Origin of the sequence: Ruegeria marina (assembly GCF_900101475.1) — a bacterium.
GTDB classification, from domain to species: domain Bacteria; phylum Pseudomonadota; class Alphaproteobacteria; order Rhodobacterales; family Rhodobacteraceae; genus Ruegeria_B; species Ruegeria_B marina.
On the sequence record NZ_FMZV01000002.1, the window covers coordinates 343,314 to 369,940 of the forward strand.

Here is a 26,627-nt window from a genome sequence, read left to right on the forward strand (position 1 = left end):
ACGTGTTAACGGGCGTGCATGGGTCACGCCGTCCTGATCATGTTCCTCGCCATGTCGCTGATCCCCGCCGGGGACATGGCAGGCAAGTTGTTGACCGGTCAGCACGGGGTCTCGCCCGTCTTTGTCGCCTGGTCTCGCTTTGCTATGGGACTCATGGCGATCCTGCCCTTCGTGCGCCCGCCAGCCCTCGCCCTGCTGCGCGACGGCCGCGTCTGGCTCAGGGCGCTGCTGCTCGCCGGCGGTATCCTGTCGATCCAGTCCGCGCTCCGGACCGAGCCGCTGGCCAATGTGTTTGCCGCCTTCTTCGTGGGGCCGATCCTCAGCTATGCGCTCTCGGTGCTGCTCCTGCGCGAACCGGTCACCTGGACCCGCACGGCCCTGATGCTGGTGGGGTTTCTGGGCGTGCTGCTGGTGGTCCGCCCCGGGCTTGGCGGATCGCCCGGCCTGTTGCTGGCGCTGCTGGCGGGCTGTTTCTACGGCGCCTTCCTGACCGCCTCGCGCTGGCTCAGCCACCTGGGCACACCGCTGGCGCTCAGCTTCTCGCAACTGGCCATCGCCGGCCTGGTGCTGACTCCTCTCGGCCTCGCCAACCTGCCAGCCCTCGACGCACACACCGCCGGGCTGACCCTGGCCAGCGCCATGGGCTCGATGCTGGGCAACCTGCTGTTGCTGGTGGCCTATGCCCGCGCACCCGCGACCCGGCTGGCCCCGCTGGTCTATTTCCAGCTTATCGCCGCCGCCGGTCTTGGCTGGGCGGTGTTCGGCGATCTGCCCGACCTTTGGACCTGGGCCGGCCTGTCACTGGTGCTGGGCGCCGGTCTTGTCTCGGCGCTCCTGCGCCGCTGACCAGCCGCCCGCCGCCCGGATCCGGGTCGAGCTGACATCCACCATCGGCACGTTGACGAAACACCAGGCGGGCGCCTCCGAGCGGCCCAGCAGGTGCCGCGCCTCCCCGTCGATGCGGTATGGTGAATAGGCCCGCGCCGCCGGCGACATCCGGGCCGAGATCCGGTCACCCGGCCGCGCCAGCACCCCCACCGGCACGGTCTCCATGATCTGACGCCAGTCCTGCCAGCGATGGAGCTGGGCAAGGTTGTCCGCTCCCATCAGCCAGACGAACCGAACCCGCGGATACATCCGCCTGAGCGCCGCGATCGTATCCGCCGTGGCCCGCGTGCCAAGATGGGTCTCGATATCGGTCACATCGACCCGCGGATGCCGCATCACCGCCCGCGCCGCCGTCATGCGCTGTGCCAGCGGCGCCGGCCCGCGCGCCTTCAGCGGATTGCCAGGTGTCACCAGCCACCAGATACGGTCCAGTCCGAACATCTTCAGCGCCTCGCGCGTCACATGCACATGACCCGCATGCGGCGGATCGAACGAGCCGCCGAACAGCCCGATCACCTGACCAGGCCGCACATATGGAAAACCCTGCCTCATGAGCGTCTTGCTTGGCGCTTGCGCAGCACCTTGTCAATCGGCGGGCCGCACCCCGTCGCCAGGCCGTGTCGGACCCGGCACCGGCACCTCGGCACAGCAGCGTCCCGGACACCAACATCACGAAACAGCAAAAAACCCCGACCGTTTACGGCCGGGGTCCGAATGCAACGGCCGAAGCCACATCGTGACGGATCAGGAAAAGATGAAATCGCCGCTACTGTCGAGTTCCAGCGAAAGGTCGATCTCGCTCGTCGGATCCACCGGCCCGTTGTTACCGGGCAACAAGAACCCCATGCCGGACGGCAGCGGATCCGGGTCCGTGCCATCGAGATTGTGATCCCCATAGGCGTAATACTCGGTCATTTGTCCACCGCCCTTGATCACAACGCCCATCAGGTCTGCACCCGAGTTCAGGAATGGCACATTAGTGTCGTCATTGATCAGCGCGAACAGGAAGTCGTCGATGTAATCATCCAGATCGTTGCCATTTGCGGCCACGAACGCACCCGAGAAGTCCACCTTGATCGTGTAATAGCCGTCGCCGCTGACGTCGCCGATTGTCTGGTTGAATACGAACACGACATGCGAGATGTCCTGCGCCCATTCCGGGAAATCGTCACCGCTGGGCGGCTCGACCGGGCAATAGGTGCCGGTAGCGGCCAGTTTCAGGCTGTCTTCACGGCATTCACCGACACTGGTGGCGCGAATGCCGATCTCTGCATCCGCCAGATCGGCAAGGCTCGAAATCCCAAGCTCCTCCATCGTGAATGTCAAAAACCCCGAGGTGGTATCGGCATCATTGCCGCCAACGGTGCCGATCTCCTCGGCAATGTCGAACCCGTCCAGCCTGTTGCCGTTGCTGTCGCTACCCCTCATGTTGTTGCCACCGGAAATCCGCGAGATATCCCCGCCGTCGTTCCCGACGTCGATGAAGAACCCGTTCAGATCGGCAATCCCGCTCAGCAGCTCATAGGTGAATGTGATGTTGCCTAACCCGTCATCTGTCGCGATCACCTCAACGGTCACGGCCCCAGACGTCAAAGTCCATTTAACCATGTCACAAGTCATTCGGTATTTCCCCCACTAAAAGTATTCTTTGCCCCATTCCGGAGCAGTACAGCCACAAGTATAAGATTTTAAACGATTTTGAATGCATCTCATATGACGCATATCAAAAATTGAGAAATCAAGGGAATCTCGCAAAATGCACTCTCCCAATGGACGATTAAAACACCCAAAAAGGTGCCCTATCGTCAAGAGTACCCCCAATGGTTGTGCTTCCACTTATTTGCGGCGGCAGGAACCGACTGCCAGTCGATTCGATTTCGACCTGATTTGAGCCCTCGATACAGCTTCCAGGCGCAGGCGCATTGTCCCGCGACCGATGTTTCTGTAACAGGGCCTCCGAACAGGATTACCAACCGGAGTCGACCCATGGCCGCCTATCAATATGTCTACCACATGCAGGGTGTTTCCAAGACCTACCCCGGTGGCAAGAAATGCTTCGAAAACATCCACCTGAACTTCCTGCCGGGGGTCAAGATCGGCGTCGTCGGCGTCAACGGCGCCGGTAAATCCACCCTGATGAAGATCATGGCCGGCCTCGACAAGGATTATACCGGCGAGGCCTGGGCCGCCGAGGGCGCCAAGGTCGGCTATCTCCCGCAGGAGCCGCAGCTGGATTCGAACCTGACCGTGCGCGAGAACGTCATGCTGGGCGTCAAGGCCAAGAAGGACATCCTCGACCGCTACAACGAACTGGCGATGAACTACTCCGACGAGACCGCCGACGAGATGGCCAGCCTACAGGACCGGATCGACGCCGAGAACCTCTGGGATCTCGACAGCCAGATCGACGTCTCGATGGAGGCGCTGCGCTGCCCCCCCGACGACGCCGAGATTGCCAACCTCTCGGGCGGTGAAAAACGCCGCGTCGCGCTCTGCAAGCTCTTGCTCGAAGCGCCCGACATGCTGCTCTTGGACGAACCGACCAACCACCTCGACGCCGAGACCATCGCCTGGCTGCAACAGCACCTGATCGAATACAAGGGCACGATCCTGATCGTCACCCACGACCGCTACTTCCTGGATGACATCACCGGCTGGATCCTCGAACTCGACCGCGGCCGCGGCATCCCCTACGAGGGCAACTATTCCAGCTGGCTGGAACAGAAGGCCAAGCGCCTAGAGCAGGAAGCGCGCGAGGACAAGGCCAAGCAGAAGACGCTGGAACGCGAACTTGAATGGATGCGGCAGGGGCAAAAGGCGCGCCAGGCCAAGTCCAAGGCCCGGATCCAGGCCTATATCGAGATGGCCGGCCAGTCCGAACGGGAAAAGGTCGGCCGCGCCCAGATCGTCATCCCCAACGGCCCGCGCCTGGGCTCCAAGGTGATCGAGGTCAACGGCCTCAGCAAGCACATGGGCGACAAGCAACTGATCGAGGGGCTCGACTTCTCGCTGCCCCCCGGCGGCATCGTCGGCGTCATCGGCCCCAACGGCGCCGGCAAGTCGACGCTGTTCAAGATGATCACCGGGCAGGAAAAACCCGACGCCGGCGCCATCGAGATCGGCGATACGGTCAAGCTTTCCTATGTCGACCAGTCGCGCGACGACCTCAAGGACAACGACACCGTGTGGGAGGCGATCACCGGCGGCGCCGAGCTGATCCAGCTGGGCGACGCGCAGGTCAACAGCCGCGCCTATTGCTCGTCCTTCAACTTCAAGGGCGGCGACCAGCAGAAAAAGGTCTCGCTGCTCTCGGGCGGCGAACGCAACCGGGTCCATATGGCGCGGCTCTTGAAAGAGGGCGGCAACGTCCTCCTGCTCGACGAACCGACCAACGACCTCGACGTCGAAACCCTGCGCGCGCTCGAAGACGCTCTGGTCGATTTCGCCGGCTGCGCCGTAGTCATCTCGCACGACCGCTTCTTCCTAGACCGCATCTGCACCCATATCCTGGCGTTTGAAGGCGACGCCCATGTGGAATGGTTCGAGGGCAACTTCGAGGATTACGAAGAGGACAAGAAGCGGCGCCTGGGCCCGGACGCGCTGGAGCCGAAGCGGTTGAAGTATAAGAAGTTTGTCCGGTAGGGCAGATTTCTTGTAGTTCCGTTTGGGTTCAAGCCTGCGCGGCAGTCGCTTTTCGTCCCTAAAGCGATAAGAGCGGCACCCGGTGGTGGTCTGGGTGCAGTAACCGCAGCCCAAGCGATAGAAGTACAAGAAATTCGCAAGGCAAGCATGGCCTTGAGCGAGACGCAAGGCCACGCATACAATCCAAAGGCTCGTGAACGCTTGGTTTGCGGGCCTCTTGTTTGAAATCACGCACGCAATATCGCTGGCCTGCCTTGGGACAGGGACTTACCCAGTCCCGCCGGGCACGTCCAACCCGTCGGCAGTCAGCAAAAGCGAACAAGCGCCTCTTGATCTGCGGCGTCTCGGATGTGAAGCCCGAACCCCTCGCCTTGCTCGAAGGCGCGCTGGCCCCGTTCGTTCGGTTACAGCGCCTGAGAAATGACCGGGGCAACGGCAGGGCATGGCGGTTCGTCACCCGGCCGGGATTTCCGGAGGAGTCCGGCGACGTGCTGCTCCAGATCGAAGGCGATGCGCTCGAACGGTGCGGGGAACGTCCCCCCTCCCGGCCAGCGCTCGGAAAACCCTGTACAAAACGGACGATCCACCCTCTGGACCCTGTACAAAACGGCCAAGGCACAGATCATCTTTCGCCGGCGGGGTCTTGCCGAAATCCCGGCGATTAACATATTTTCAACACATTCTTCCTTAAACTGACATATGACACTCGGGTCTCATCACGACCGTTTCGCGATGATCTGGCAGGAGGATCAATGGCTTGGCTCGGCTTAACTCTGGGAACGCTTGTCGGACTGGGCAGCAGCATCCTGGCCTGTATTTACTGGGACTTGCCGCTATGGGCCGCGCTGCTGCTTCATCCAGTGATCGGAACCGCCATCGCCGTTTCGGTGATTTTGCTTCTTCTGCTGCGCAATGAAACCGAAACTCGTGGCGACAAGATAAGAGACACCGAACCTGTCGCCAGCTGAGCCATGTGCCGGCGGCCAGAGTATCAGCCCCGAATCCAATCCACGATCTGACCTGCCCTCATTGCGCCGGATTGACGCTTTCGTTCCTGGCCCCGCTCAAAAGCGACCATGGTCGGAATGCCGCGAATTGCATAACGGCCGCCCGTCGATTGGTGTTTTTGCGTGTCCACCTTGACCAGCCGCGCCTTGCCGACGAGGATACCTGCCGCCTTGGCATATTCCGGCCCCATCATCTTGCAAGGGCCGCACCAGGGCGCCCAGAAATCAACGACCAAAGGCAAGTCGTCATTTTTCTTTGCTTTCTCAAGGATCGCCGGGTCCACATCGATGGCATCTGCCGGCACCAGCCCCTGACCGCACTTGCCACATCTGGCACCTGCGGTCAGCCTGTCCTCGGGCACACGGTTCAATTGGCCGCACTCCAGGCAAGTCAGTCTCTTGTCACCCATCCGGGCCTCCGAAGTTCACATTCAAACTCCCACATGGGTTTTGACAGGCGAGGCCGCAAGACCCCGCCCGCCAGAAACGATCATGCGGCCAGACGCCCGGACGAGACAGTCGGAACGGGTTTCCCTGGTCCACCTGGTAACGGAACGATAACAGAGTGCTCCTTGATGGCCCGTCGCAAGAGCCTGCGCGACAAGACCCACACGGTTGGCACCATTGCAGCACCGATCGCCAAACCTGGGGTAATCCCCAAATCATCGGGCCACAGAAGACCCGCCGCAAGAAAGCCCGCACCCACGGGGGCCAAGGATGTCGAGACAAGTGACGCGACGGACGCGAAAAGCTGACCCTTCGCCCATTTTGGGCCCATCGGATCATGCGCGAGCCCGTAGGCCCAGGCATAGACAAGCACCGCCAGCGAAAGCCCGGCAACGCCCACCAGAATTTGCATGATGATCTCCAAGATCCAGGCGCCGGATCTCGTCGGGTCCACTTCGGCCCGTCACTCTGAGTCGGACGCCCGAGATCGAACGATACTCTTTTCCGAAACACCGGAAAGAGGGATATTGCGATTACAAGCGGATCAGGCGCCGATCCGCCGCGTGCTCATCCATCCACTGGCCGCGGGCGCCCCTCTCCATCGATCGCGACGAAGGTGAAGACTGCCTCGGTCACCTTTTCCCGGTCGCCCTGGCGGTCTCGCAGAACCCATGCTTCGATCTCGATCGCCAAGGAGGTGCGGCCGACGCGCGCCACCTGGCAATAGATGCAAAGCACGTCGCCCACCCGGACCGGACGGATGAACTTCATCGCGTCCACCGCCACCGTGGCGACGCGTCCGGCGGCCCTTGCGCCGGCGGTAATCCCCGCGGCGATGTCCATCTGGCTCAGCACCCAGCCGCCAAAGATGTCGCCATTCACGTTGACATCCCGCGGCATGGCCAGGGTTCGCAGGGTCAACTCCCCGCTGGGCTGAATGTGCGGCATGATCGCTATCCCCCTGATGCTGCGGCGCGGCTAGACCAAATCTAAACTCTTTTATTTTCGAATGTAAAACGAAGTTCAAAATAGCCTTCCGGAACTTTTGAAACCGGCCCCATACAGGACATGGCCGACATTACACCGTTTGATCGTCTCCTATTGCCCGGGGTGATGCTGTTGGCTGCGGTTGGCGTTCAACTGTCCAGGTTTGCGCTGCATCTCGGGGCGCATCCCGGATGGGCGAATGCGGTTGCATCACTTTTTCACCACGATCGTCAAACGCATTGACCCAAAGCCAAGGTCGCCCGACAATGTGGCAGCGAATTGGAACGAGGGGAGGAATGATGGTTACCAGACGCGGTTTCCTTGCCACATCCGCTGCCGCTGCGACCTTGCACTGGGGCACAAAGGCCAACGCGGAAGCAGCTTTTGATCCGACGCCGCAAGAGGTGAGGATCAAGAAGCAGTTCGAACCCGGGCATCTTCTGATTCTGCCGCGTTCTTTCTACCTCTACCTCGTCACTGAACCACGTAAAGCCATCCGTTACGGGTGCGGTGTCGGAAAGGCCGGGCTGGAATTCACCGGCAGCGCCACGATCGATGTCAAGAAGGAATGGCCCACCTGGCGCCCCACCGAAGAAATGATCGAGCGCGACCCGCGCACCTATGCCAGATTTGTCGCCAACGACTATGTTCAACCGGGTGGAGCCGACAATCCTTTGGGGGCCCGTGCGCTGTATCTGTTCCAGAACGGGGTCGACACTTTTTTCCGAATCCATGGAACCACCCAGCCGGAAACCATCGGCCATGCGGCATCGAACGGATGCATCAGGATGCTGAATGAACATGTGATCGACCTGTACGAACGGGTTCCGCTTGGCACGAAAGTGACTGTGCTCTGATGAACCGGTTCAGATGCCAGATTCCGGGCAAGGGAACGCGGACGTTTTGGTCTGACCTGTTCGATTTTTCTTGAAAAAGCAGGTGTCCGGCGGCATCTTTTTTTCCTGCAAAGTTACGCTATCGACTTCACTGCTCCCTGACAGGCTCAGTTCTCGATGTTGCATTGACCGAGCCGACCTGCCGCACGTCGCGGGCAGAACAGACGACAGGAGACAAGACGATGGCCACCGGCACCGTCAAATGGTTCAACACCACCAAGGGCTATGGTTTCATTGCCCCCGAAGGCGGCGGAAAGGACGTATTCGTCCATATCTCGGCCGTGGAGCGTTCGGGGCTGACCGGGCTCGCGGACAATCAGAAAGTCAGCTACGAACTGAAACCTGGCCGGGATGGCCGGGAATCGGCCGTCGACATCAAGCTGATCTGACCGGTATCGAACTTGAAGGGCCCGCAACACCGGGCCTTTCTATCCTCATTCACGCGACAAGGCATTGCTGCATGATTGCTCTGGATGAAAGACCTGCTGGCAGGTCCACACGTGCGGCTGATCGGGCGCTGCCATAGCAAATCCGTCCCCTGCCCGCCGTCCTCACCTCGACGCCTGATCCGCCAGTTCGACAACCAACGGCCCGAGCGCGGCCACAATCCGTCGCACCCCCTCGGAGTTGGGATGGATGCCGTCGGGTTGCATGAACCCCGAAAGGTCAGCCGGTTCTCCCGCCAGCCCTGCAAAAAAGTCCGGGGCGTAAAGCGTACCGAAGCTGCGGGAAAGTTCGGGATAAATCGCCTCGAACTCACGCTTGTATTCGGGGCCATAGTTTGCCGGAACCGGCACTCCCACCAGGAGCACCTCGACCCCGGCGGATTGCGCCGTGGCCAGGATTTTGGTCAGGTTGGCGCGCGCGACATCGGGCGCGATGCCACGCAGTATGTCATTGCCGCCCAACGCGACGATCATGCCGTCCACATCGGGCGTCAAAGTCCAATCGACCCGCGACGCACCGCCGGCCGTGGTGTCGCCCGATACTCCGGCATTGATCAACCGGATTTCAGCCCCCTGCATGCGCAGCCATGCCTCCAACTGCGGCACGAAACCGTTTTCCGGAGAGAGGCCGTATCCTTGTGTCAGGCTGTCGCCCAATGCGGCGATCGTAACGGGTTCCGCCGCAGCCGTAGAGCTCAAAAGCGCAACCAATAAGCCAAATTGAACCTTGCGCATGTTACCCGACACTCCATATCCCAGAAAGGACCCGACCAAAGGCATGCAATGATCGAACCCGCACTTGTCCTAGAAGATGCCCGTTTATCGCTTGAAGGCAATGCCGGGCCGGTCAATATCCTGCATGGTATTTCCCTGACCGTTCCCCCTGGGCAGACAGTAGGACTGGTAGGGCCCTCGGGGTCGGGAAAATCCTCGGTGCTGATGCTGCTTGGCGGTCTGGAGCGCGCGACCAGCGGCCGCGTTCAGGCGATGGGCAAGGATCTGGGCGGCATGGACGAGGACGCTTTGGCAAGGCTCCGGCGCGATAAGATGGGCGTGGTATTCCAGAATTTCCACCTGATTCCGGCGATGACCGCTCTGGAAAACGTCGCGACACCTCTGGAACTGGCCGGTCATCCCGACGCATTTGCCCGTGCCAGAGCCGAACTGGAGGTGGTGGGCCTGGCGCATCGCTCCGATCATTTTCCGGCGCAATTGTCGGGGGGCGAGCAACAGCGCGTCGCCCTGGCACGCGCCTCGGCGCCCCGACCGGCAATATTGCTGGCGGACGAACCGACGGGGAATCTCGACGAAGCCAACGGCAAGGCCGTAATAGATCTTCTTTTTGGCCTGCGGGACCGACATGGTTCGACCCTCGTTCTCGTCACGCATAGCCACGAACTCGCTCGACGCTGTGACAGGGTGATCCGGTTGCGGGACGGGCGCATAGATCAGGACTCCGCAGGCGAGGGTTCCGAATGAGCCTTCGGCTGGCCGCAAGGCTCGCCCGCCGCGAGTTGCGCGGTGGTGTACACGGGTTCCGCATCTTTCTCGTCTGTCTTGCGCTCGGAGTGGCCGCCATTGCCGCAGTGGGATCGGTGCGCAGCGCGATCGAGTCCGGCCTCGCAAGAGAAGCGGCCGTGCTATTGGGCGGTGATGCACAGATGGAGTTCACTTACCGGTATGCCAATGCCGCCGAACGCAGCTGGATGACCGACACGGGGGCAAAGGTCTCGGAACTGGTGGATTTCCGGTCGATGGCAGTGGTTGGCCAGGGTTCACTGGCCGAACGCGCCCTGACCCAGGTCAAGGCGGTCGACGAAGCCTACCCCCTGCTGGGAGAGGTCGTATTGGACCCCGACATGTCCCTCGCCCAGGCTCTCGGCCCTTCCGGCGGCCTGCCGGGTGCGGCAATGGAACCTGTCCTTGCGGACAGGCTCGGGCTGGCTCTCGGAGATCGCTTCCGACTGGGCGAGCAGGAATTCACCCTGCGCGCGACCGTTACCCATTTCCCTGACGGGCTGGCAGATGGTTTCGCGTTGGGACCGCGAACGCTCGTCCTGGGCCGCAACCTCGCGCAATCGGGCTTGCTGGCGCCCGGTACGCTTTTCACAACAAAATACCGGCTCGACCTGCCAGACTCAGCTGATCTGCCTGCGACCGCGCAGGCCGCAAAACAGAAGTTTGCAGAAAGCGGGCTTCGCTGGACCGATGCCCGCAATGGCGCCCCCGGCATTTCCGATTTCACGCGAAGGCTTGGTGCCTTTCTCGTCCTGGTGGGGCTGTCCGGTCTTGCTGTAGGCGGGATCGGAATTTCAGCTGCCGTCCATGCCCATCTTGCCGAGAAAACGGCCACGATTGCGACCCTGCGAACGCTCGGAGCCGACCGCCGAACGATTTTCCTGACCTTCTTCCTCCAGATCGGCGCGCTGACATTGGTCGGGATTCTGTTCGGTCTGGCAATTGGCGGCACGGTGCCGCTCCTGCTGGCCCCGCTGATTTCAGCACAGTTACCGGTTCCGGCGGTCTTTACTCTCTACCCGGAACCGCTGACCGAGGCGGCCGTCTACGGGCTTCTGACTGCCTTTGTCTTTACGCTATGGCCGCTCTCGCGCCTCGAAGATATTCGCGCCGCCGCGCTCTTCCGCGATGCGCTTGGTCGTGCGCCGTTTTTGCCAGGCTGGCGCTACTTGATCGCGACCTTGCTGGCTTTGGGCCTGCTTGTCGGTCTCTCGGCATGGTTCAGCGGCTCTCTCTGGCTGACACTCTGGACTGCGGGCGGGGTGGTCGGCGCACTTGTCCTGCTGGCGATGGCTTCCGGCCTTGTCCGGTTTCTGGCGCGCAGGGCCGGTCCGATCGCCAGAAACCGGCCCGCCCTGCGCTGGGCACTGGGCAGCATCGCAAACAACCGCAACGGCGCGGCGCAGGTCATGTTGTCGCTGGGGCTGGGCCTTTCTGTTCTGGCGGCCGTAGGCCAGATCGACGGAAACCTTCGCAACGCGATTTCCAGGAATTTGCCAGAGATCGCGCCTTCGTATTTTTTCGTTGATATCCAGCAAGACCAGATCGAAGGATTCGTCGATCGACTTAACGGTAACTTTGCTGTCCAACAGGTCGAAACCGCGCCAATGCTGCGCGGGATAATAACCCGCATCAATGGGCAGTCGGCGCGCGAGATCGCCGGAAACCACTGGGTTCTGCGCGGCGATCGCGGGATAACCTATTCCGCGAACTTGCCCGCAGACACCACACTGACCAAGGGTGATTGGTGGCCCGAAGACTACGACGGCCCGCCGCTGATCAGCTTTGCCGCCGAAGAAGCAGAAGAGATGGGACTGCAACTGGGCGACAGACTGACTGTCAACATCCTCGGCCGGGATATCGAAGCCCGGATAACATCCTTTCGCGAGGTTGATTTCTCAACCGCTGGCATGGGTTTCGTGATGGCGATGAACCCCGCTGCGCTGGCTGGTGCACCGCACAGTTTCATCGCTACGGTCTACGCAGAAGAACAGGCCGAAGCAGCCATTCTGCGCGACCTGGCAACGGCCTATCCCAACATCACCGCAATCCGGGTCAAGGACGCGATCGACCTGGCCTCGGACGTGCTTGCCGGACTGGCAAGTGCGACCGCCTTCGGAGCCGGCGCCTCGATCCTGACCGGATTTATTGTTCTCGTCGGCGCTGCCGCGACCGGTCAGTCGACACGCATCTACGAAGCAGCGATCCTGCGGACACTTGGAGCATCACGAAGGCGCATACTGCTGAGTTTCCTGTTGCGGAACGCGCTTCTTGGGGCCGCTGCCGGAAGTATTGCCCTGACGCTGGGTATCATGAGTGGATGGGCCGTAAGCGTGTTCGTCTTCGACACCGGATTTTCCATAACATGGCTTTCGGCCCTAACGATCATAACCGCCGGAATTGCCGCGACGACCGCAGCCGAGATCGCCTTTGCCTGGAGGCCTCTCACTGTCCGCCCGTCCGGCATCCTGCGTGCCCGGGAATAATCAGCGGGCACAAACGACGGGGTTGAGAATCTTGAGCAGATCGGTGTTGTCGCACACCAGCGCATCCAGAGTAATCTCGTCGAGCGACGCATAGAACGCCTGGGCGGCATCCCTCAGCGCAAGCCGGAGCCGGCACGCATCGGTCAGAGGGCAGCTGTTGTCGGCATCGGCAAAGCATTCGACCATAGGCAAATTGCCTTCGACATGGCGAAAGACCGCGCCGATACGGATAGCATCGGGCGCCATTCCCAGACACATGCCTCCGTTGCGACCCCGCTGCGTGTTCAGATACCCAAGCTGGCTCAGTTGGTTGATGACCTGCGCAAGATGGTTCTCGGATATATTGCAGACCTCCGCGATTTCCGACTTGGTAACAAGCCGGTCTTGATGGGCGGCACAATACATCAACAACCGAACAGCAATGTTAGTCCGCTTGGTGATGCGCATTTGGGTTCCTCCCCGCTGGGACATTCCATGCTAGGTTTATTGCACATCCCCGCAAAAACCTGTTTGACATATATCAATTGCAAGTTTTCCTCGGAACGGACGATGCCAGATCCCTATTTTTTTGGCTACGGCAGCCTGGTCAACCTCTCGACACATGACTTTCCCGACCCGCGCCCCGCCCGGCTGAAAGGGTGGCGGCGCGTCTGGCGTCATACCGACCTGCGCCAGGTGGCCTTCCTGACTGCAACGCCGGCCACCGATTGCGAGATCGACGGCATGATCGCCCATGTCCCGAATGACGACTGGGCGGCACTCGATGCGCGCGAATGGGCCTATGACCGGGTTCCGGTCACAGACGCGGTTTCACATGACCTGCCCCACCCCGCAGAAATCGCCGTCTATGCGGTTGCGGCTGAAAGGCAAAGCCCGCCAAGCACCCGTTACCCGATCCTGCTGAGCTACATCGACGTGGTGGTCCAGGGGTACCTGCACCGTTTCGGAGAGCCGGGCGTCGAGCGGTTCTTTGCCACCACGGGTGGTTGGGAAGCGCCGATCATCGACGATCGCGCCGAGCCGCGCTATCCCCGGCACCAGGCATTGAAGCCCGCCGAGACGGCACTTGTCGACGTACATCTGGCGGCGGTTTCCGCAACAATCACCCCTATGGGCTGACAGGGGCGGGCATGGCGGCCCGCATTGGAGTGTTTGTCGCCAGTCCCATCCGCGATCGAGATTTTTCGACGAAAAATCTCTGCCCCGACCTAGCCGCGGGCGCGGATCACTTGCAGCAACGGCAAAAGCGTTGCCATTTCGGGGCCGCGCTCCATCCCTGTCAGCGCCTTGCGCAAGGGCATGAACAGGGATTTACCCTTACGACCCGTGGCCTCTTTCACCGCCTGCGTCCAGGCTGCCCATGTATCATCGTCAAACGGGCCTTCGGGCAGCAGCGCCATTGCTTCGGCCACAAAGGCCCGGTCCTCGTCCTCGATCAAGGGCTCGGCGCCATCGCGGCAGAGCACCCACCATCCTTCGAGGTCATTCAGCGTGGTGATGTTCTCGCGGGCCATGGCCCAGAACGGCTCGGCCAGATCGGCCGGCACTCCGGCGGCTGCCACTGCGTCAGCGACCGATGACAGGGGCAGGCCCTGCAAATATCGTGCGGTCAGCGGAAACAGGTCCTGGACGTCGAACTTGGTCGGTGCTGCGCCGAACCGGGTCACGTCGAATCCTTCGATCAACTCGGACATGTCGCTGCGCAGTTCGACCGGATCGGCAGACCCGAGGCGAGCCATAAGGCTCAGCAGGGCCATGGGCTGCACCCCCTGCTCGCGCAGGTCGCGCAGGGCCAGCGTGCCCAGGCGCTTCGACAGCGCTTCGCCCTGCGGGCCGGTCAGCAGAGAATGATGCGCAAAGCGCGGATGATCGAACCCCAGCGCCGCCATGATCTGGATCTGGGTCGCCGTATTGGTCACATGATCGGCGCCACGCACCACATCGGTCACGCCCATATCCGTGTCATCGACCACCGAGGCGAGCGTGTAGAGCACCTGCCCGTCGCCACGGATCAGCACCGGGTCGGATACACTGGCCGCGTCGATCGAGATGTCGCCAAGGATGCCGTCGGTCCACTCGATCCGCTGCTGGTCCAGCTTGAACCGCCAGACGCCATCGCCGCGTTCAGCGCGCAGCGCGTCCTTCTGCGCTTCGGTCAAGTCCAGCGCAGCCCGGTCATAGACCGGCGGCTTGCCCATATTGAGCTGTTTCTTGCGCTTGAGATCAAGTTCGGTCGGCGTCTCGAAGGCCTCGTAGAACCGGCCCATCTCGCGCAACTTGTCGGCCGCTTCAGCATAGCGCTCCAGCCGTTCGGACTGACGCTCTACCCGGTCCCAGTGCAGGCCGAGCCATTCAAGGTCCTGCTTGATCGCGTCGACATATTCCTCTTTCGACCGCTCGGGGTCGGTATCGTCGATCCGCAGGATGAACGTGCCGCCGGATTTGCGGGCAATCAGGTAGTTCATCAGCGCGGTGCGCAGGTTGCCCACGTGGATGTAACCAGTGGGCGACGGGGCGAAACGGGTGGTGGTCATGGACATCTCCTGTTGCCGCGTCCCTTGTCACAGAGGTGGCATTTTGTCCAGCGGCGCAGGTGCTCAAGCCGGAAATACAGACCATTGGCGGGCCAGGCCGTCCTGTCGTGCCTCGATCATCTCGGCCAGAACATCGCGGTCGACATTCGACAACTTCCCGACATTCAGGATTTGCCCACCTTGTGCCAGCCCGAACGGGCGCGGGTGTCGGGGAAATCCGCATGGCCCACAGGAAAAGATCTACATCCCTGCCGTGGGCCCCATCTTGTTCGTCGGCATCGAACCACGTGAGGGAAGCTCGCTATTCTTGCACAGGTATCCGCAAATTTTCCAACATTGTCGAGCTGACCGATCGACCTAGAGTTCTTACTGTTTTTACAACCCAGGGAGTGTTTCGATGACTATCAAGTTCACGCGCCGTACCGCCTTGGCCGGAGCAGCCGCTCTTCCTTTGGCAGCCGCCGCGAAACCGGTGCTTGCGGCCGGGCATGGCGGCAACGCTGCCGCTCCTGTTGCCCGTTCCTTCAAACTTGGCGGTTTCGGGATAACCACGCTGCTGGACGGCAGCCTGCCGCGGGACGACGCAAAGGGCATTTTTGGCGGCGGCGCAAGCGACGAGGAATTCGCCCGCGTTTCGGCCGAAAACTTCATTCCTGCGGACATGGCACAGTTCTTCTTTACCCCGACTCTGGTCGATACCGGCTCGGAACTGGTGTTGTTCGACACCGGTCTGGGACAGGGCGGAATCGTCACGGCGCTGGAAGCGGCCGGCGTTTCCCCCGATGCCATCGACGTGGTTGTCGTCACTCACATGCATCCTGACCATATCGGGGGCATGATGACCGATGGCGCGCCGACATTCGCCAACGCGCGCTATGTCACGGGCACGACCGAATACGATTTCTGGTCTAGGGCCGAAGCCGGGAATCGCGTAGGCGATCTGGTAAAATCGAATGTGACCCCGCTGGTCGAGAAAATGACTTTTCTGGAACCTGGCGGCTCTGTCGTATCCGGCGTAACCGCAATCGATGCCAGTGGGCACACGCCCGGACACATGGTTTACATGCTGGAGAGCGAGGGGCAGAAGCTGATGCTGACGGCAGACCTCGCCAACCATTACGTCTGGTCCTTTGCCCACCCTGAATGGGAGGTGCGGTTCGATATGGACAAGGCCCAGGCCACAGCCTCGCGGCGTAACATCCTGGGAATGCTGGCAGCTGACCGCGTTCCGATGATCGGATATCACATGCCGTTCCCGGCGGTCGGCTATGTCGAGACCCGTGGCAACGGTTTCCGCTTCGTGCCGGTCAGTTACCAGATGATGGGCTGAACCAAGCGTTTCGGGAAAACACGCATCACCAATGCTCTGCCCTGCACGCGCGACATTCGCGATGCGCCATGCTTCTGCAAATTTGCGAAGGGCTCTAGTAACCCGGATCCGGTGCGATCCGGCTGCCATCCGTGAAGCGTGACAGGCGAAATTCCCAGGGGTCGACCACCGGAGTTTCGCCTGTCACCAGTTCAGCCATGAGCCGCCCGGCACCGGGCCCGATGCCGAAGCCGTGGCCCGAGAAACCGGTGGCAATCCAGAGGCCGGGCAGTTGCCGAACGGCAGAGATAACGGGAATGGCATCCGGCATGACATCGATCAGCCCGGCCCAACTCTGCACGATCTCGGCACGTTCCAGCACCGGGAGTGCCCGGCGCGCGGCCGACCATGCCCCTCGCAGGTGTTTCTGAGATGGTTCCGGATCCAGAATCCGCGTCACCTCGAACGGTGTCACATCGCCGGGCTGCCAGCACCGTGCCTGACGAAGTTCGTCCAGCGACCGGCGCGAGAAACGAAACCTGAGCGATTTCCACTCCTGCCGAAAGGCGGGTAGAAAAGAACGAGCCAATCGGAAACTGTCTGGAACGATATCGACGGTATTCTGGTGTCCGCTGGCAATCGTATGCCCACCATCCGCGCGTTTGCGGATCGCAAAGGCATCCGTCCTCAGCGCGCATTCCGGCCCGCCAGGGGACGACGATGTCCTCAGCACGGTGTTCAGAACCCGCAATTGCGGCAAGGCCACGTCCGCGTTGCCTGCAAACAGGCGTGACCACGCACCACCCGCCAGGACCACCTGGGAACAAGCGACCCTGCCCCGTTCGGTGTAGACGCCGCTGAGCCGCCCGGCCTCGACATCCAGCGATCGCACCGCACATGCGGTGACAATCTGCGCACCCCGGTCGCGCGCGCCTTCGGCAATCGCCGACGAGGCCCATTGCGGCTCTGCCCGCCCGTCCAGCGGCATGTGCAGCGCCGCCTTCGTCTTCAGTTGGTGCCCCGGCAGCAACCGGCCGATTTCCGCGCCTTCAATCATTCTGGCGCCGGTCTCCATGCCATCCACATGGCGCATCCAGCGGGCAAGGTTTTCGGCCCCTCGCTTGCCCGAGGCACCGAACAGAATGCCCGAGCGGGTGAAGCCGGTGGCCCGCCCCAGCCGTGCGTCCAAATCCTGCCAGATGTCCAGCGAAGCCTGCATAAGTGGAACTTCGCGCGGATCCCGCATTCCAAGACGGACCCAGCCCCAGTTGCGCGAGCTTTGTTCCGCACCGATCTGGCCCTTTTCACAAAGCAGCACGGACACGCCGCGATCAGCCAATTCCAGCGCGGTGGAAACCCCGATGATACCACCTCCGACGACCACCACATCAACGGATCGCGGTATGGACAGATCAGAGTAGAATTCGGTCAGGCGCGGTCCTGGCATGATCTCATACTGGCAACACAGACAACGGGCCAGTCATGCCCCCGACCGCCGATCAGGGAAAGGTGAAATTCGTTCGACGCCGATCACATCCTCATGTGCTGTGGCAGAACTGCACTTACAGTTCGGCATCCTGTCTGTGCAAACGGTCGTAGAGCCTGTCGAACGGATCGGTCTGCATTTTTTCCGGTGGTGTAACCCCGGACTCGAAATCCGGAAGGTAGAGACCGTCCGTCCATCTTTCCGGCAGGTATGAAAGCCATTGTTCCATCGCCGTCGTACGGTTGACGGCCCAGTCACGCAACTGTTCGGCATGGCGGGGGCTGTACCGGGAAAGCAGATCGTATCCCTGCGCAGCGATTTCCATCGCCCGATCATGTCCGATGGTCAGATACGGGACGACCAGAAGAGCCAGTAGCAGACAGAAGAACACGAGAAAGAGAATTGGCCACCCGATCAAAATGGCCAGGACAAGAATTGCCAGCGACACCCTCCATCTCGGTGGTCCGTCCGGCAACAGGCGCCGCATCCTGTCCGAGGCCGTTTGCCGAGGCCTGCCCATAACGGGTTCCGGCTCAGCCTCCCCGTCCTGAACAAGGTCCGGTTGCTGCTCTGGCGGAGAAACTTCCTCATCCAGCAGGACTCGGATCGTGTTGTCGATCAATCGCTCATCGACAGACTGTTCGTCGGAACCGATGATTTGTGCGGCGGACAGATGATGCGAGTAGACCGGCTTCATGTGACTGGCTCCGAGCGATTTCGACTGCTTTTTCGCGACCGAATTATCCAGACGCGTCTCACTGCTCGGGCAAAAACGCCAATTATGTGATCTTGCTTTGCCTATATCGACTTTTCGAAGGCAAATGAGGCACTATTCAGGCAGAAAGCCGGCGACACCAAGGAGTTTCGCGCAATCGACCGAGGCTCAGGCTTGGGCCTGTTCCGACCGGAGTCTTGCGAACGGATCTCTCTGCATCTTGTCGGGGCAGTCTGGTGTGGGCCCGAAATCCGGGAGATAGATCCCGGCGGTCCACCGCTCCGGCAAACGCCCAAGCAACCGCTCAAGCCGGTCAACCCGACGGATGGCCCAGGCGCGCAATGCTTCCGCCTGCGCGGGTCTCCATCGCTGCAACCCGACAAAACAGGATGCCCCGATCGCAACGGACCGTTCTTGCCCGAGCATCAGATAGGCAAGAGTGACCAAGGCAACCAGCAGGCCCATCGTAACCGGCAGGACCCAGGGGTAGGCGATGACCAACGCCAGCGCGAAAATGGCCGCGGAATGGCTCCATCTGGGTTGATAACTCGGCCACATTCTTTTTGTTACTGGCGCTTCTCGCTCCGCCGTCGCGCACTCGGCAGGCGCAATCTCGGGAAGCTTCTTGCGCGGACGTCTTGCCGGAGCAACGACGGCTTCCCGCAGCGCAGCCTTGACCGCTTGTTCTATGGCCGCATCGTCGATCTCGAGCGGAGGCGATTTGAGCAACTCCAGCCTTTCCGGAGGCAAATTCAGTGGGTTCAACATGAGGCACTCCAAAATCCTGACACATTGTCTGCCGCAGATCGGAGTCCTGCCGTCCAGGGCGACAATCTGGGCAAGTGTGCCATGATCACGGCAATCAAGCCGCCAAATCGACATATTTAGGACAAATTTGCCTCAAATCGGATCAAGCTTCGGGATAGTTGCCGTCACTCCCGCCCGATTGTTGCCGGGCAGCGGTCAATCGGTATCGCGCCAGCGATTCACTATCGGGTAACGCCGATCCAGCCAGAACGAGCGCTGGGTCAACCGGGCGCCCGGCGCCGACTGGAACCGTTTGTACTCGCTGATATAGATCAGATGTTCGACTCTGCGTGCCACGTCCCGGTCGAATCCTGCGGCGACACAATCCGCGACCGAACCGTCCCGATCGACAAGTATCTCGAGAATTGCATCCAGCACCGGATAATCAGGCAAGCTGTCGCTGTCCTTCTGGTCTTCCCGAAGTTCAGCACTGGGCGGCTTGTCGATGACCGAAGGCCGGATCACCTCACCCGCCGGCCCCATCATCCAGGGCCGATGGTTGGCGTTGCGCCAGCGGCAGGTTTCGAACACGCGGGTCTTGTAGAGATCCTTGATCGGGTTGTAGCCGCCGTTCATGTCGCCATAAATGGTGGCATATCCCACCGCGACCTCGGATTTGTTGCCGGTGGTCAGCAGCATCTCTCCGAACTTGTTCGACAGCGCCATCAACAAAAGCCCCCGCAGGCGTGACTGAATGTTCTCTTCGGTCAGGCCCGGTTCGGTCCCGGCAAAGAGCGGCGCCAGCGTATTGGTCACCGCCGCGCGGCTTTCGCTGATCGGGACATAGTCATATTTCACGCCCAGCGCTCGGGCCACCGCCTCGGCATCGTCCAGAGAGGACTGGCTGGTATATTCCGATGGCAGCATCACGCAGCGCACGTTTTCCGCGCCCAGCGCATCGACTGCAATCGCTGCGACAAGCGCAGAATCCACGCCGCCCGAGAGCCCCAGCAAAGCCTTGGAAAACCCGGACTTGCGCATATAGTCCCGCAGGCTTTCCACCATGACGCGATAGTCCTGTTCCCACGCATCCGGCAGGGGAGCGATGTCCGAGGCGGCGATGCGCCAACCCTCAGAACCTCTTTCGAGGTCCACATGCGCGACCGTTTCGTCGAAAACCGGCAACCGGAACGCCAAGGCACCGCCCGGGTTCAGGCCAAAGCTTGCGCCGTCAAACACCTGATCATCCTGCCCCCCCACCATGTTGAGGTAGATCAATGGCAATCCCGTTTCGACGACCCGCGCCACCATCTCGTTGATCCGAAAGTCGTACTTGCCGCGAAAATAAGGTGATCCGTTGGGGATCAGCAAGAACTCCGCCCCGGTTTCGGCAAGTGTCTCGGCCACGTCCTCGTGCCAGGCGTCCTCGCAGATCGGGCTGCCGACACGGGTATTGCCCACCGAATACGGGCCACCGAGCGGTCCAACGTCGAAAATGCGCAATTCGTCGAAAACGGTCTCATTGGGCAGGTGATGCTTCAACGACCGACTGGCAATCCGCCCGCCCTTGAGGATCAGGTAGGCATTGTAGAGCTTGCCGTTCTCGACCCAGGGACCGCCAAGGGCCAGTGCCGGCCCGTCGGCACAGTCACGGGCCAGTGTTTCGACCGCAGCAATCGCGGCACGATGAAAAGAGGGCTTCATCACCAGATCCTGGGTATTGTACCCGGTAATGAACATTTCTGGCAGCGCCACGAGGTCGGCACCCGCTGCGCGCCCCTGTTCCCAGACCTGCCGCGCCTTTTCCGCGTTACCGGCCAGATCCCCGACGGTCGGGTTGAATTGCGCCAAAGTGATGCGGAAACGCTCGGCCATATCGCCCTCTCAGCCTGTCCTTCGGATAGCCGATTTAGCAGATCGGTGCGCAAGGGAAAGCCATATGCGGCAAAAGACATTGCTCCCGCTCCAAGCCTGCCGTAATTTTGCCGTGCCGCACAGCACCACACGGCCGACAGGCAGACAGAGGCACAAGAATGAGCATCACCCGGAAAAGTTTCGCTTTCGTCGCTGCGATGGCGGTGTCGCAAACCGCAATTGCGCAGGACTCGCAGGTTCTGACGACACAAGACGATATCGGCGGCGTATACGAAGGGACCTTCCGGGGCGGGCTTCAACATGGAACTGGCACATATCGCTTGCCCAACGGCTACGAGTACACCGGAGAATGGGTCGATGGCGAGATCCGCGGCCACGGTGTCGCGCGGTTTCCCAACGGATCCGTCTATGAAGGGCAGTTCGCAAAGGGGAAACCCGAGGGGATGGGCAAGATCACGTTCTCTGACGGCGGCACCTACGAGGGCGAATGGTCCAACGGCGTGATCAATGGCCAGGGCGTCGCGATCTATGCCAATGGCGTCCGATACGAGGGCGGTTTCCGGGAGGCCAAGCACCATGGCAAGGGCGTGATGCAAAGCCCGGGCGGGTATGTCTACGACGGTGACTGGGTGGATGGCGAGAAAGAGGGCATGGGCAAGATAACCTATCCCGATGGCGCCGTCTACGAAGGCCAGATCCTTGCCGGCCAGCGCCACGGTGAAGGCAAGCTGATCCTGCCCGACGGGTTGGTCTACGTGGGTCTCTGGGCTGACGGGCAGATCAATGGCCATGGCACGCTGACACAGGCCAATGGCGACGTCTACGAAGGCGAACTGGTCGCCGGACGCCGGCAGGGGATGGGCAAGGTCACTTATGCCAATGGCGACATTTATGAAGGCCAGTTCGCCGACGACCGGCGCGAAGGACAGGGCACATTCACAGGGACCGACGGCTATGTCTATACCGGCGCCTGGGTGGCTGGCCAGATCGAGGGCGAGGGCCAGGTGACCTATCCCGACGGCTCGATCTACGAGGGCAGTTTCCGCGCCGACCTGGCAGACGGCAAGGGCAAGATCACCTATCCCGACGGATCCAGCTATGATGGCGATTGGGTGGCCGGGGTGATCGAAGGCAGTGGCACCGCCGTCTACCCCAACGGCATTGTCTACGAAGGCGAGTTCAAGAACGCGCGCAACCACGGTCAGGGCGTTATGACCTATGCCGACGGCTACCGCTACGAAGGCGAATGGCAGGATGGTGTTCGCCATGGCCAGGGCAAGGCAACCTATCCCGATGGCTCGGTCTACACCGGCCAGTACGTGAACGGGCAGCGCGAAGGCGAAGGCGAAATCGTGATGGCCGACGGGTTCCGCTACAAGGGGCAGTGGGAAGACGGCAAGATCAGCGGCGTCGGTGTGGCAACCTATGCCAACGGCGACGTGTACGAAGGCCATTTCCGCAATGGCAAGCGCCAGGGCGAAGGCACGATGAAATATGCCGGCGGGCAAGAGGAAAGCGGCACCTGGGACAATGGAGCCCTGAACCGCGACGAGGCCGCACCTGCCGCCTCGGACGGCTAGACCGTTTCACGCCTTTCGAGCTTTTCGAGGAATGCGGATGCGTCTGCGATTATTTGCCGCCGACGCGTTTCATCCATCCGATCCCAGGTCCGGTAAGCATTGCCCATGCGCGGGTTATCGGCGAACCGGTCCCGGTGCCTGTCGAGGAAGTGCCAGTACAGAGCGTTGAACGGACAGGCGTTCGGACCGGTTTTCGCCTGCACATCATAGAAGCACCGTTTGCAGTAATCCGACATTCGGTTGATATAGGCGCCCCCCGAAACATAGGGCTTGGACGCAACAAGCCCACCATCGGCAAACTGGCTCATTCCCAGCGTGTTCGGTGCCTCGACCCATTCAAAGGCGTCTGCGTAAACCGCCAGATACCATTCGTGCACCTGCTGCGGGTCCACTCCGGCCAGCAGGGCGAAATTGCCCGTGACCATAAGGCGCTGGATGTGATGGGCATATGCTTCGTCCCGGGTTTGCGCGACGGCCTCCGCCAGGCAATGCATCCGCGTATCGGCCCCCCAATACAGCGGCGGCAGTTCGCGGTCATGTTCCAGAAAGTTGCGTGTCGTGTAACCGGGACCTTCGAGAAAATAGATGCCCCGCACGTATTCCCGCCATCCGATGATCTGCCGGATGAACCCTTCGACCGAATTCAGGGGAACCCTGCCCGCGCGCCATGCCGCCTCTGCTGCCCGACAGACCTCCATGGGTTCCAGCAGGCCGATATTGAGGTAGACGGAAATTGCAGCATGGTTCAGGAATCGTTCACCGGTCAACATCGCATCCTGGTAGTCGCCGAACCATGGCAGAGCCTTTGACACGAAATGATCAAGCGCGGCGAGGGCCTGAACACGGTCGGTGGCAAACCAGAACGGGCGCAATGTCCCGAAGTGTTCGCCGAATCTTTCTTCGACGCACGCAAGCACCTCTTCGGTGATTGCATCTGGTTCAAACCGCATCGGCACCGGGAAAACCGCATCTTTCGGAGGGACCTTGCGGTTTTCCATGTCATAGTTCCACTTCCCTCCGACCGGCCGATCGCCCTCCATCAATAAGCCGGTCTTGCGGCGCATCTCGCGATAGAACCACTCCATGCGCAATTGTTTGCGCCCCTTCGCCCAGTTCCGGAAATCGGAACGGCGTGAAACAAATCGCGCGTCGGGAAGAAACCGAACCGCCAAGGGCAGGTCTTGTAACTCCTGGATCAGGCGCCATTCACCCGGCGTTGTCAGCAGGACCTCGACCGCCCCGGTCTCGCTGGCCCGGCGCAAGAGTTCGCCCGATACCGACCCGGTGTTTTCCGGGTCGTCAAGACGCGTATAGGCCAAGCCCCACCCCATCGCGCGCAACCGTGCGGCGAACTTGCGCATTGCCGACAGGATCAGCGCAATCTTCCGGGGATGATGCGCGACATATTCCGTTTCGGCGGCCACCTCAGCCATGATGACAAGATCACGCGCCTTGTCCGCCGATGCAAGCGCCGTCAGGCTTTCGCTCAGTTGATCTCCCAAGACAAGAATGAGGCGCGTCACCACGGCACTTCCTTGCCCGCCCAATCATAGAAGCCGCCCGAATGTGCCGGTGTCAGTTTTGCGATCACCCGCAACAGGTTCGAAGCCGCCTCATCCGGCGGCGCGGCGGGGTAGCGCCCCAGATATTTCTCTGTGAACGCGGTCGCCACTGTCCCGGGGTGCAGCGAGACGCAGATGGCCTGCTTGTGAGTGCGCGCCAGTTCGATGGCCCCGGTGCGGACGATCTGGTTCAACGCCGCCTTTGCCGAACGATAACTCATCCATCCGCCCAGACGATTATCCCCGATTGATCCGACCCTGGCCGAAAGGGCCGCGAACACCGCGCGGCGATCACGCGGCAAGAGTCGGGCCGACTCGCGCAGCACAAGCGCAGGCCCGACAGCATTCAAGGCAAACTGATCCAGCATGGCCCGGGCCGAAAGGGCGCGCACCGACTTCTCGGGGCCGGATCCACCGATTTCCAGCGCGCCCGTGGCTACGAGAATCAGATCAAATTTCACATCAAGAGCCTGCAAGCCCGCCGCCACGGCGTGTTCATCCGTCAGGTCGAACCCATCAACCGAACGCGACAGTCGGGTGACAGCGACGCCCAACCGTTCCAGTTGTGCCGCCACGGCTCTGCCGATGCCACCTGAGGCGCCTATCACAAGGGCATTTTCCATAGTCTGCCAGCTAGAAGGAAAGGAACCGCGATCAATAGGATGCGTCGCAATTCCCGCCCTCGCATTTTCGCCCTTCCCATTCGCGATGCGGCCTGTATAACCTCACGTCATGATCAACCGCGCAGATATCCTTTTGACCGGCAACGCCATTCGTGGCGCCGCTCTGCGTGGTCTACTGATCCTAATCCGCCTCTGAGCGTGCCCTTCGGCGCGCCCGCTCAGAGGAGGAGGCTTGCGCGCCACTAGGTTTAGGACAGATACCGAAAGATACATCCCATGACACATGCGACCGACCAAGACCGCGTCTTGATTTTCGACACCACGCTCCGTGACGGCGAACAGAGCCCCGGCGCGACCATGACCCATGACGAGAAGCTCGAGATCGCCGAGATGCTCGACGATATGGGCGTGGACATCATCGAGGCGGGATTTCCAATCGCCTCCGAAGGCGATTTCAAGGCCGTGAGCGAGATCGCCAAGCGCGCCAGGAATGCCCGCATTTGCGGGCTGGCCCGCGCCAATTTCGCAGATATCGACCGCTGTTGGGAAGCGGTAAAACACGCCGAGAAGAACCGGATTCACACCTTCATCGGCACTTCGCCGCTGCACCGCGCCATTCCGAACCTGACCCAGGACGAGATGGCCGAGAAGATCCACGAGACCGTCAGCCACGCCCGCAATCTCTGTGAAAACGTGCAGTGGTCTCCGATGGACGCCACCCGCACCGAATGGGATTACCTGTGCCGGGTGATCGAGATTGCGATCAAGGCGGGTGCCACCACGATCAACATCCCCGACACGGTGGGATATACCGCCCCCGAGGAGTCGGCAAACCTGATCCGCCGGTTGATCGAAACCGTGCCGGGCGCCGACGAGGTGATCTTTGCCACCCATTGCCACAATGACCTCGGCATGGCGACGGCCAACGCGCTGGCTGCTGTCGCGGGCGGCGCGCGCCAGATCGAATGTACCATCAACGGCTTGGGCGAACGCGCCGGAAATACCGCGCTGGAAGAAGTCGTCATGGCGATCAAGACCCGCAACGACATCATGCCCTGGCGCACCGGCGTCGACACCAGCAAGATCATGGCCATCTCGCGCCGGGTCTCGACCGTTTCAGGCTTTGTCGTGCAGCCGAACAAGGCAATCGTCGGCAAGAACGCCTTTGCCCATGAAAGCGGCATCCACCAGGACGGGATGCTGAAGAACCGCGAGAATTTCGAGATCATGCGGCCCGAGGATATCGGTCTCTCGGGCACCTCGTTGCCGCTGGGCAAACATTCGGGCCGCGCGGCCTTGCGCGACAAGCTCAACCACCTCGGCTATGATGTGGGCGACAACCAGCTCAAGGACATATTCGTGCGGTTCAAGGAGCTTGCCGACCGCAAGAAGGAAGTGTTCGACGACGACGTGATCGCGTTGATGCGCTCGGGCGAGAATGCCGCGAACGACCGGTTGCAACTGGTCTCGATGAAAGTGATCTGCGGCACCGGCGGTCCGGCCGAGGCCACCGTTGAAATGGAAATCGACGGCAAGGATGTAAGCGCAACGGCCCATGGTGACGGTCCGGTCGACGCCAGTTTCAAGGCGATCCGCGAACTCTACCCCAACAAGGCGCATCTGCAACTCTATCAGGTGCATGCGGTGACCGAGGGCACCGACGCACAGGCCACCGTCAGCGTCCGGCTGGAAGAGGACGGCCTGATCGCCACCGGGGAGTCGGCCAATACCGACACCGTCGTCGCCAGTGCCAAGGCCTATATCAACGCACTCAATCGTTTGCTGGTGCGCCGGGAAAAGGCAGGCCCTGGCGCGGATGCGCGTGAAATCAGCTACAAGGATCTGACCTGAACCGGCAGGGTCCGCGGCGCGGACCCAC

The 26,627-nt window shown here is 61.3% G+C and carries 25 protein-coding genes; 11 read left to right on the forward strand and 14 right to left on the reverse strand.

Going from position 1 to position 26,627, the window contains the following annotated elements; translation table 11 throughout:
- The first annotated feature begins 18 nt into the window (after positions 1-18).
- A complete protein-coding gene (locus BLT75_RS04030) occupies positions 19-846 on the forward strand; it encodes a DMT family transporter (RefSeq protein WP_093027925.1) in 828 nt (275 codons plus the stop codon).
- On the opposite strand, the gene BLT75_RS04035 is transcribed toward BLT75_RS04030, so the two are convergent.
- Together BLT75_RS04035 and BLT75_RS04040 are read right to left on the reverse strand one after the other, a co-directional pair.
- A complete protein-coding gene (locus BLT75_RS04035; protein ID WP_093027927.1) occupies positions 799-1,440 on the reverse strand; it encodes a nicotinate-nucleotide adenylyltransferase in 642 nt (213 codons plus the stop codon). The genes BLT75_RS04030 and BLT75_RS04035 overlap by 48 nt on opposite strands.
- Before the next feature lie 192 nt (positions 1,441-1,632).
- Positions 1,633-2,496 (reverse strand): hypothetical protein, encoded by an 864-nt coding sequence (locus tag BLT75_RS04040; RefSeq protein WP_143028514.1) that lies wholly within the window; start codon positions 2,494-2,496, stop codon positions 1,633-1,635.
- Between the two features lie 378 nt (positions 2,497-2,874).
- On the opposite strand from BLT75_RS04040, the gene ettA reads away from it, so the two are divergent.
- A complete protein-coding gene (gene ettA, locus BLT75_RS04045) occupies positions 2,875-4,530 on the forward strand; it encodes an energy-dependent translational throttle protein EttA (RefSeq protein WP_093027931.1) in 1,656 nt (551 codons plus the stop codon).
- A gap of 752 nt (positions 4,531-5,282) precedes the next feature.
- Positions 5,283-5,498: a hypothetical protein gene (locus BLT75_RS04055; protein ID WP_093027935.1), complete on the forward strand. Its 216-nt coding sequence runs from the start codon at positions 5,283-5,285 to the stop codon at positions 5,496-5,498.
- Between the two features lie 23 nt (positions 5,499-5,521).
- On the opposite strand, the gene BLT75_RS04060 is transcribed toward BLT75_RS04055, so the two are convergent.
- The 3 genes from BLT75_RS04060 to BLT75_RS04070 form a co-directional block, all read right to left on the reverse strand.
- Positions 5,522-5,947 (reverse strand): thioredoxin domain-containing protein, encoded by a 426-nt coding sequence (locus BLT75_RS04060; protein WP_093027938.1) that lies wholly within the window; start codon positions 5,945-5,947, stop codon positions 5,522-5,524.
- 80 nt (positions 5,948-6,027) lie between these two features.
- Positions 6,028-6,396 (reverse strand): hypothetical protein, encoded by a 369-nt coding sequence (locus tag BLT75_RS04065; RefSeq protein ID WP_143028515.1) that lies wholly within the window; start codon positions 6,394-6,396, stop codon positions 6,028-6,030.
- A 155-nt stretch (positions 6,397-6,551) separates the two neighbouring features.
- Positions 6,552-6,932, reverse strand: coding sequence for an acyl-CoA thioesterase (locus BLT75_RS04070; protein WP_093027942.1), 381 nt, complete (start codon positions 6,930-6,932; stop codon positions 6,552-6,554).
- A 338-nt stretch (positions 6,933-7,270) separates the two neighbouring features.
- Between BLT75_RS04070 and BLT75_RS04075 the strand changes: the two genes are divergently transcribed.
- Together BLT75_RS04075 and BLT75_RS04080 are read left to right on the forward strand one after the other, a co-directional pair.
- Positions 7,271-7,828: a L,D-transpeptidase gene (locus BLT75_RS04075; protein ID WP_093028202.1), complete on the forward strand. Its 558-nt coding sequence runs from the start codon at positions 7,271-7,273 to the stop codon at positions 7,826-7,828.
- A 221-nt stretch (positions 7,829-8,049) separates the two neighbouring features.
- Entirely contained in the window at positions 8,050-8,256 is a 207-nt protein-coding gene (locus tag BLT75_RS04080) for a cold-shock protein (RefSeq protein ID WP_093028204.1), read from the forward strand.
- A 162-nt stretch (positions 8,257-8,418) separates the two neighbouring features.
- Here BLT75_RS04080 and BLT75_RS04085 read toward each other — a convergent pair whose 3' ends face one another.
- Positions 8,419-9,048, reverse strand: a complete 630-nt coding sequence (locus tag BLT75_RS04085; RefSeq protein WP_093027944.1) for an arylesterase — start codon at positions 9,046-9,048, stop codon at positions 8,419-8,421.
- Positions 9,049-9,096: 48 nt separating this feature from the next.
- Between BLT75_RS04085 and BLT75_RS04090 the strand changes: the two genes are divergently transcribed.
- Both BLT75_RS04090 and BLT75_RS04095 read left to right on the forward strand, forming a co-directional pair.
- Positions 9,097-9,792 (forward strand): ABC transporter ATP-binding protein, encoded by a 696-nt coding sequence (locus tag BLT75_RS04090; protein WP_093027946.1) that lies wholly within the window; start codon positions 9,097-9,099, stop codon positions 9,790-9,792.
- Complete coding sequence (locus BLT75_RS04095) at positions 9,789-12,317, forward strand: ABC transporter permease (RefSeq protein WP_093027948.1); 2,529 nt, start codon at positions 9,789-9,791, stop codon at positions 12,315-12,317. Before BLT75_RS04090 ends, BLT75_RS04095 begins: the two co-directional genes overlap by 4 nt.
- Here the strand turns inward: BLT75_RS04095 and BLT75_RS04100 are convergent, their stop codons facing one another.
- Positions 12,318-12,764 carry an RrF2 family transcriptional regulator gene (locus BLT75_RS04100; protein WP_093027950.1) on the reverse strand — a complete coding sequence of 149 codons (447 nt, stop codon included), beginning with the start codon at positions 12,762-12,764 and terminating at the stop codon, positions 12,318-12,320. It abuts the gene before it with no gap.
- 102 nt (positions 12,765-12,866) lie between these two features.
- On the opposite strand from BLT75_RS04100, the gene BLT75_RS04105 reads away from it, so the two are divergent.
- Complete coding sequence (locus tag BLT75_RS04105) at positions 12,867-13,436, forward strand: gamma-glutamylcyclotransferase family protein (RefSeq protein WP_093027952.1); 570 nt, start codon at positions 12,867-12,869, stop codon at positions 13,434-13,436.
- 89 nt (positions 13,437-13,525) lie between these two features.
- On the opposite strand, the gene gltX is transcribed toward BLT75_RS04105, so the two are convergent.
- Positions 13,526-14,851, reverse strand: coding sequence for a glutamate--tRNA ligase (gene gltX, locus BLT75_RS04110; RefSeq protein ID WP_093028206.1), 1,326 nt, complete (start codon positions 14,849-14,851; stop codon positions 13,526-13,528).
- Positions 14,852-15,248: 397 nt separating this feature from the next.
- On the opposite strand from gltX, the gene BLT75_RS04115 reads away from it, so the two are divergent.
- The gene (locus tag BLT75_RS04115) at positions 15,249-16,181 is read left to right on the forward strand and encodes an MBL fold metallo-hydrolase (protein WP_093027954.1); all 933 of its coding nucleotides are present in this window, start codon (positions 15,249-15,251) and stop codon (positions 16,179-16,181) included.
- Between the two features lie 94 nt (positions 16,182-16,275).
- Here BLT75_RS04115 and BLT75_RS04120 read toward each other — a convergent pair whose 3' ends face one another.
- The 4 genes from BLT75_RS04120 to BLT75_RS04135 all read right to left on the reverse strand — a co-directional run bounded on the left by BLT75_RS04120 (position 16,276) and on the right by BLT75_RS04135 (position 20,983).
- On the reverse strand, positions 16,276-17,607 hold the full coding sequence (locus BLT75_RS04120) for an NAD(P)/FAD-dependent oxidoreductase (protein WP_093027956.1): 1,332 nt from the start codon (positions 17,605-17,607) through the stop codon (positions 16,276-16,278).
- 115 nt (positions 17,608-17,722) lie between these two features.
- The gene (locus BLT75_RS04125) at positions 17,723-18,343 is read right to left on the reverse strand and encodes a hypothetical protein (RefSeq protein WP_093027958.1); all 621 of its coding nucleotides are present in this window, start codon (positions 18,341-18,343) and stop codon (positions 17,723-17,725) included.
- 186 nt (positions 18,344-18,529) lie between these two features.
- Positions 18,530-19,243 carry a hypothetical protein gene (locus tag BLT75_RS04130; protein ID WP_093027960.1) on the reverse strand — a complete coding sequence of 238 codons (714 nt, stop codon included), beginning with the start codon at positions 19,241-19,243 and terminating at the stop codon, positions 18,530-18,532.
- 81 nt (positions 19,244-19,324) lie between these two features.
- Entirely contained in the window at positions 19,325-20,983 is a 1,659-nt protein-coding gene (locus BLT75_RS04135; RefSeq protein ID WP_093027961.1) for an NAD+ synthase, read from the reverse strand.
- 158 nt (positions 20,984-21,141) lie between these two features.
- Here BLT75_RS04135 and BLT75_RS04140 point away from each other — a divergent pair, with 158 nt between their 5' ends.
- Positions 21,142-22,563 (forward strand): MORN repeat-containing protein, encoded by a 1,422-nt coding sequence (locus BLT75_RS04140; RefSeq protein ID WP_093027963.1) that lies wholly within the window; start codon positions 21,142-21,144, stop codon positions 22,561-22,563.
- On the opposite strand, the gene BLT75_RS04145 is transcribed toward BLT75_RS04140, so the two are convergent.
- Both BLT75_RS04145 and BLT75_RS04150 read right to left on the reverse strand, forming a co-directional pair.
- Positions 22,560-24,086, reverse strand: a complete 1,527-nt coding sequence (locus BLT75_RS04145) for a cryptochrome/photolyase family protein (RefSeq protein ID WP_176827836.1) — start codon at positions 24,084-24,086, stop codon at positions 22,560-22,562. The genes BLT75_RS04140 and BLT75_RS04145 overlap by 4 nt on opposite strands.
- Positions 24,083-24,748, reverse strand: a complete 666-nt coding sequence (locus BLT75_RS04150) for an SDR family NAD(P)-dependent oxidoreductase (RefSeq protein ID WP_093027965.1) — start codon at positions 24,746-24,748, stop codon at positions 24,083-24,085. The genes BLT75_RS04145 and BLT75_RS04150 overlap by 4 nt, the downstream gene beginning before the upstream one ends.
- A gap of 276 nt (positions 24,749-25,024) precedes the next feature.
- Between BLT75_RS04150 and BLT75_RS04155 the strand changes: the two genes are divergently transcribed.
- A complete protein-coding gene (locus tag BLT75_RS04155; RefSeq protein WP_093027967.1) occupies positions 25,025-26,599 on the forward strand; it encodes a 2-isopropylmalate synthase in 1,575 nt (524 codons plus the stop codon).
- The last annotated feature ends 28 nt before the right edge of the window (positions 26,600-26,627 follow it).

Excerpts from the sequence above, each read along its gene's own strand:
- BLT75_RS04100 (WP_093027950.1), bottom strand. The coding sequence starts at position 12,764 with ATGCGCATCACCAAGCGGACTAACATTGCTGTTCGGTTGTTGATGTAT.
- BLT75_RS04120 (WP_093027956.1), bottom strand. The coding sequence starts at position 17,607 with ATGCCAGGACCGCGCCTGACCGAATTCTACTCTGATCTGTCCATACCG.
- BLT75_RS04070 (WP_093027942.1), bottom strand. The coding sequence starts at position 6,932 with ATGCCGCACATTCAGCCCAGCGGGGAGTTGACCCTGCGAACCCTGGCC.
- BLT75_RS04030 (WP_093027925.1), top strand. The coding sequence starts at position 19 with ATGGGTCACGCCGTCCTGATCATGTTCCTCGCCATGTCGCTGATCCCC.
- BLT75_RS04075 (WP_093028202.1), top strand. The coding sequence starts at position 7,271 with ATGGTTACCAGACGCGGTTTCCTTGCCACATCCGCTGCCGCTGCGACC.
- BLT75_RS04140 (WP_093027963.1), top strand. The coding sequence starts at position 21,142 with ATGAGCATCACCCGGAAAAGTTTCGCTTTCGTCGCTGCGATGGCGGTG.
- BLT75_RS04065 (WP_143028515.1), bottom strand. The coding sequence starts at position 6,396 with ATGCAAATTCTGGTGGGCGTTGCCGGGCTTTCGCTGGCGGTGCTTGTC.
- BLT75_RS04150 (WP_093027965.1), bottom strand. The coding sequence starts at position 24,748 with ATGGAAAATGCCCTTGTGATAGGCGCCTCAGGTGGCATCGGCAGAGCC.
- BLT75_RS04035 (WP_093027927.1), bottom strand. The coding sequence starts at position 1,440 with ATGAGGCAGGGTTTTCCATATGTGCGGCCTGGTCAGGTGATCGGGCTG.
- gltX (WP_093028206.1), bottom strand. The coding sequence starts at position 14,851 with ATGACCACCACCCGTTTCGCCCCGTCGCCCACTGGTTACATCCACGTG.
- BLT75_RS04085 (WP_093027944.1), bottom strand. The coding sequence starts at position 9,048 with ATGCGCAAGGTTCAATTTGGCTTATTGGTTGCGCTTTTGAGCTCTACG.
- BLT75_RS04060 (WP_093027938.1), bottom strand. The coding sequence starts at position 5,947 with ATGGGTGACAAGAGACTGACTTGCCTGGAGTGCGGCCAATTGAACCGT.
- BLT75_RS04095 (WP_093027948.1), top strand. The coding sequence starts at position 9,789 with ATGAGCCTTCGGCTGGCCGCAAGGCTCGCCCGCCGCGAGTTGCGCGGT.
- ettA (WP_093027931.1), top strand. The coding sequence starts at position 2,875 with ATGGCCGCCTATCAATATGTCTACCACATGCAGGGTGTTTCCAAGACC.
- BLT75_RS04155 (WP_093027967.1), top strand. The coding sequence starts at position 25,025 with ATGACACATGCGACCGACCAAGACCGCGTCTTGATTTTCGACACCACG.
- BLT75_RS04115 (WP_093027954.1), top strand. The coding sequence starts at position 15,249 with ATGACTATCAAGTTCACGCGCCGTACCGCCTTGGCCGGAGCAGCCGCT.
- BLT75_RS04125 (WP_093027958.1), bottom strand. The coding sequence starts at position 18,343 with ATGAAGCCGGTCTACTCGCATCATCTGTCCGCCGCACAAATCATCGGT.
- BLT75_RS04040 (WP_143028514.1), bottom strand. The coding sequence starts at position 2,496 with ATGGTTAAATGGACTTTGACGTCTGGGGCCGTGACCGTTGAGGTGATC.
- BLT75_RS04105 (WP_093027952.1), top strand. The coding sequence starts at position 12,867 with ATGCCAGATCCCTATTTTTTTGGCTACGGCAGCCTGGTCAACCTCTCG.
- BLT75_RS04135 (WP_093027961.1), bottom strand. The coding sequence starts at position 20,983 with ATGGCCGAGCGTTTCCGCATCACTTTGGCGCAATTCAACCCGACCGTC.
- BLT75_RS04055 (WP_093027935.1), top strand. The coding sequence starts at position 5,283 with ATGGCTTGGCTCGGCTTAACTCTGGGAACGCTTGTCGGACTGGGCAGC.
- BLT75_RS04090 (WP_093027946.1), top strand. The coding sequence starts at position 9,097 with ATGATCGAACCCGCACTTGTCCTAGAAGATGCCCGTTTATCGCTTGAA.
- BLT75_RS04130 (WP_093027960.1), bottom strand. The coding sequence starts at position 19,243 with ATGTCGATTTGGCGGCTTGATTGCCGTGATCATGGCACACTTGCCCAG.
- BLT75_RS04080 (WP_093028204.1), top strand. The coding sequence starts at position 8,050 with ATGGCCACCGGCACCGTCAAATGGTTCAACACCACCAAGGGCTATGGT.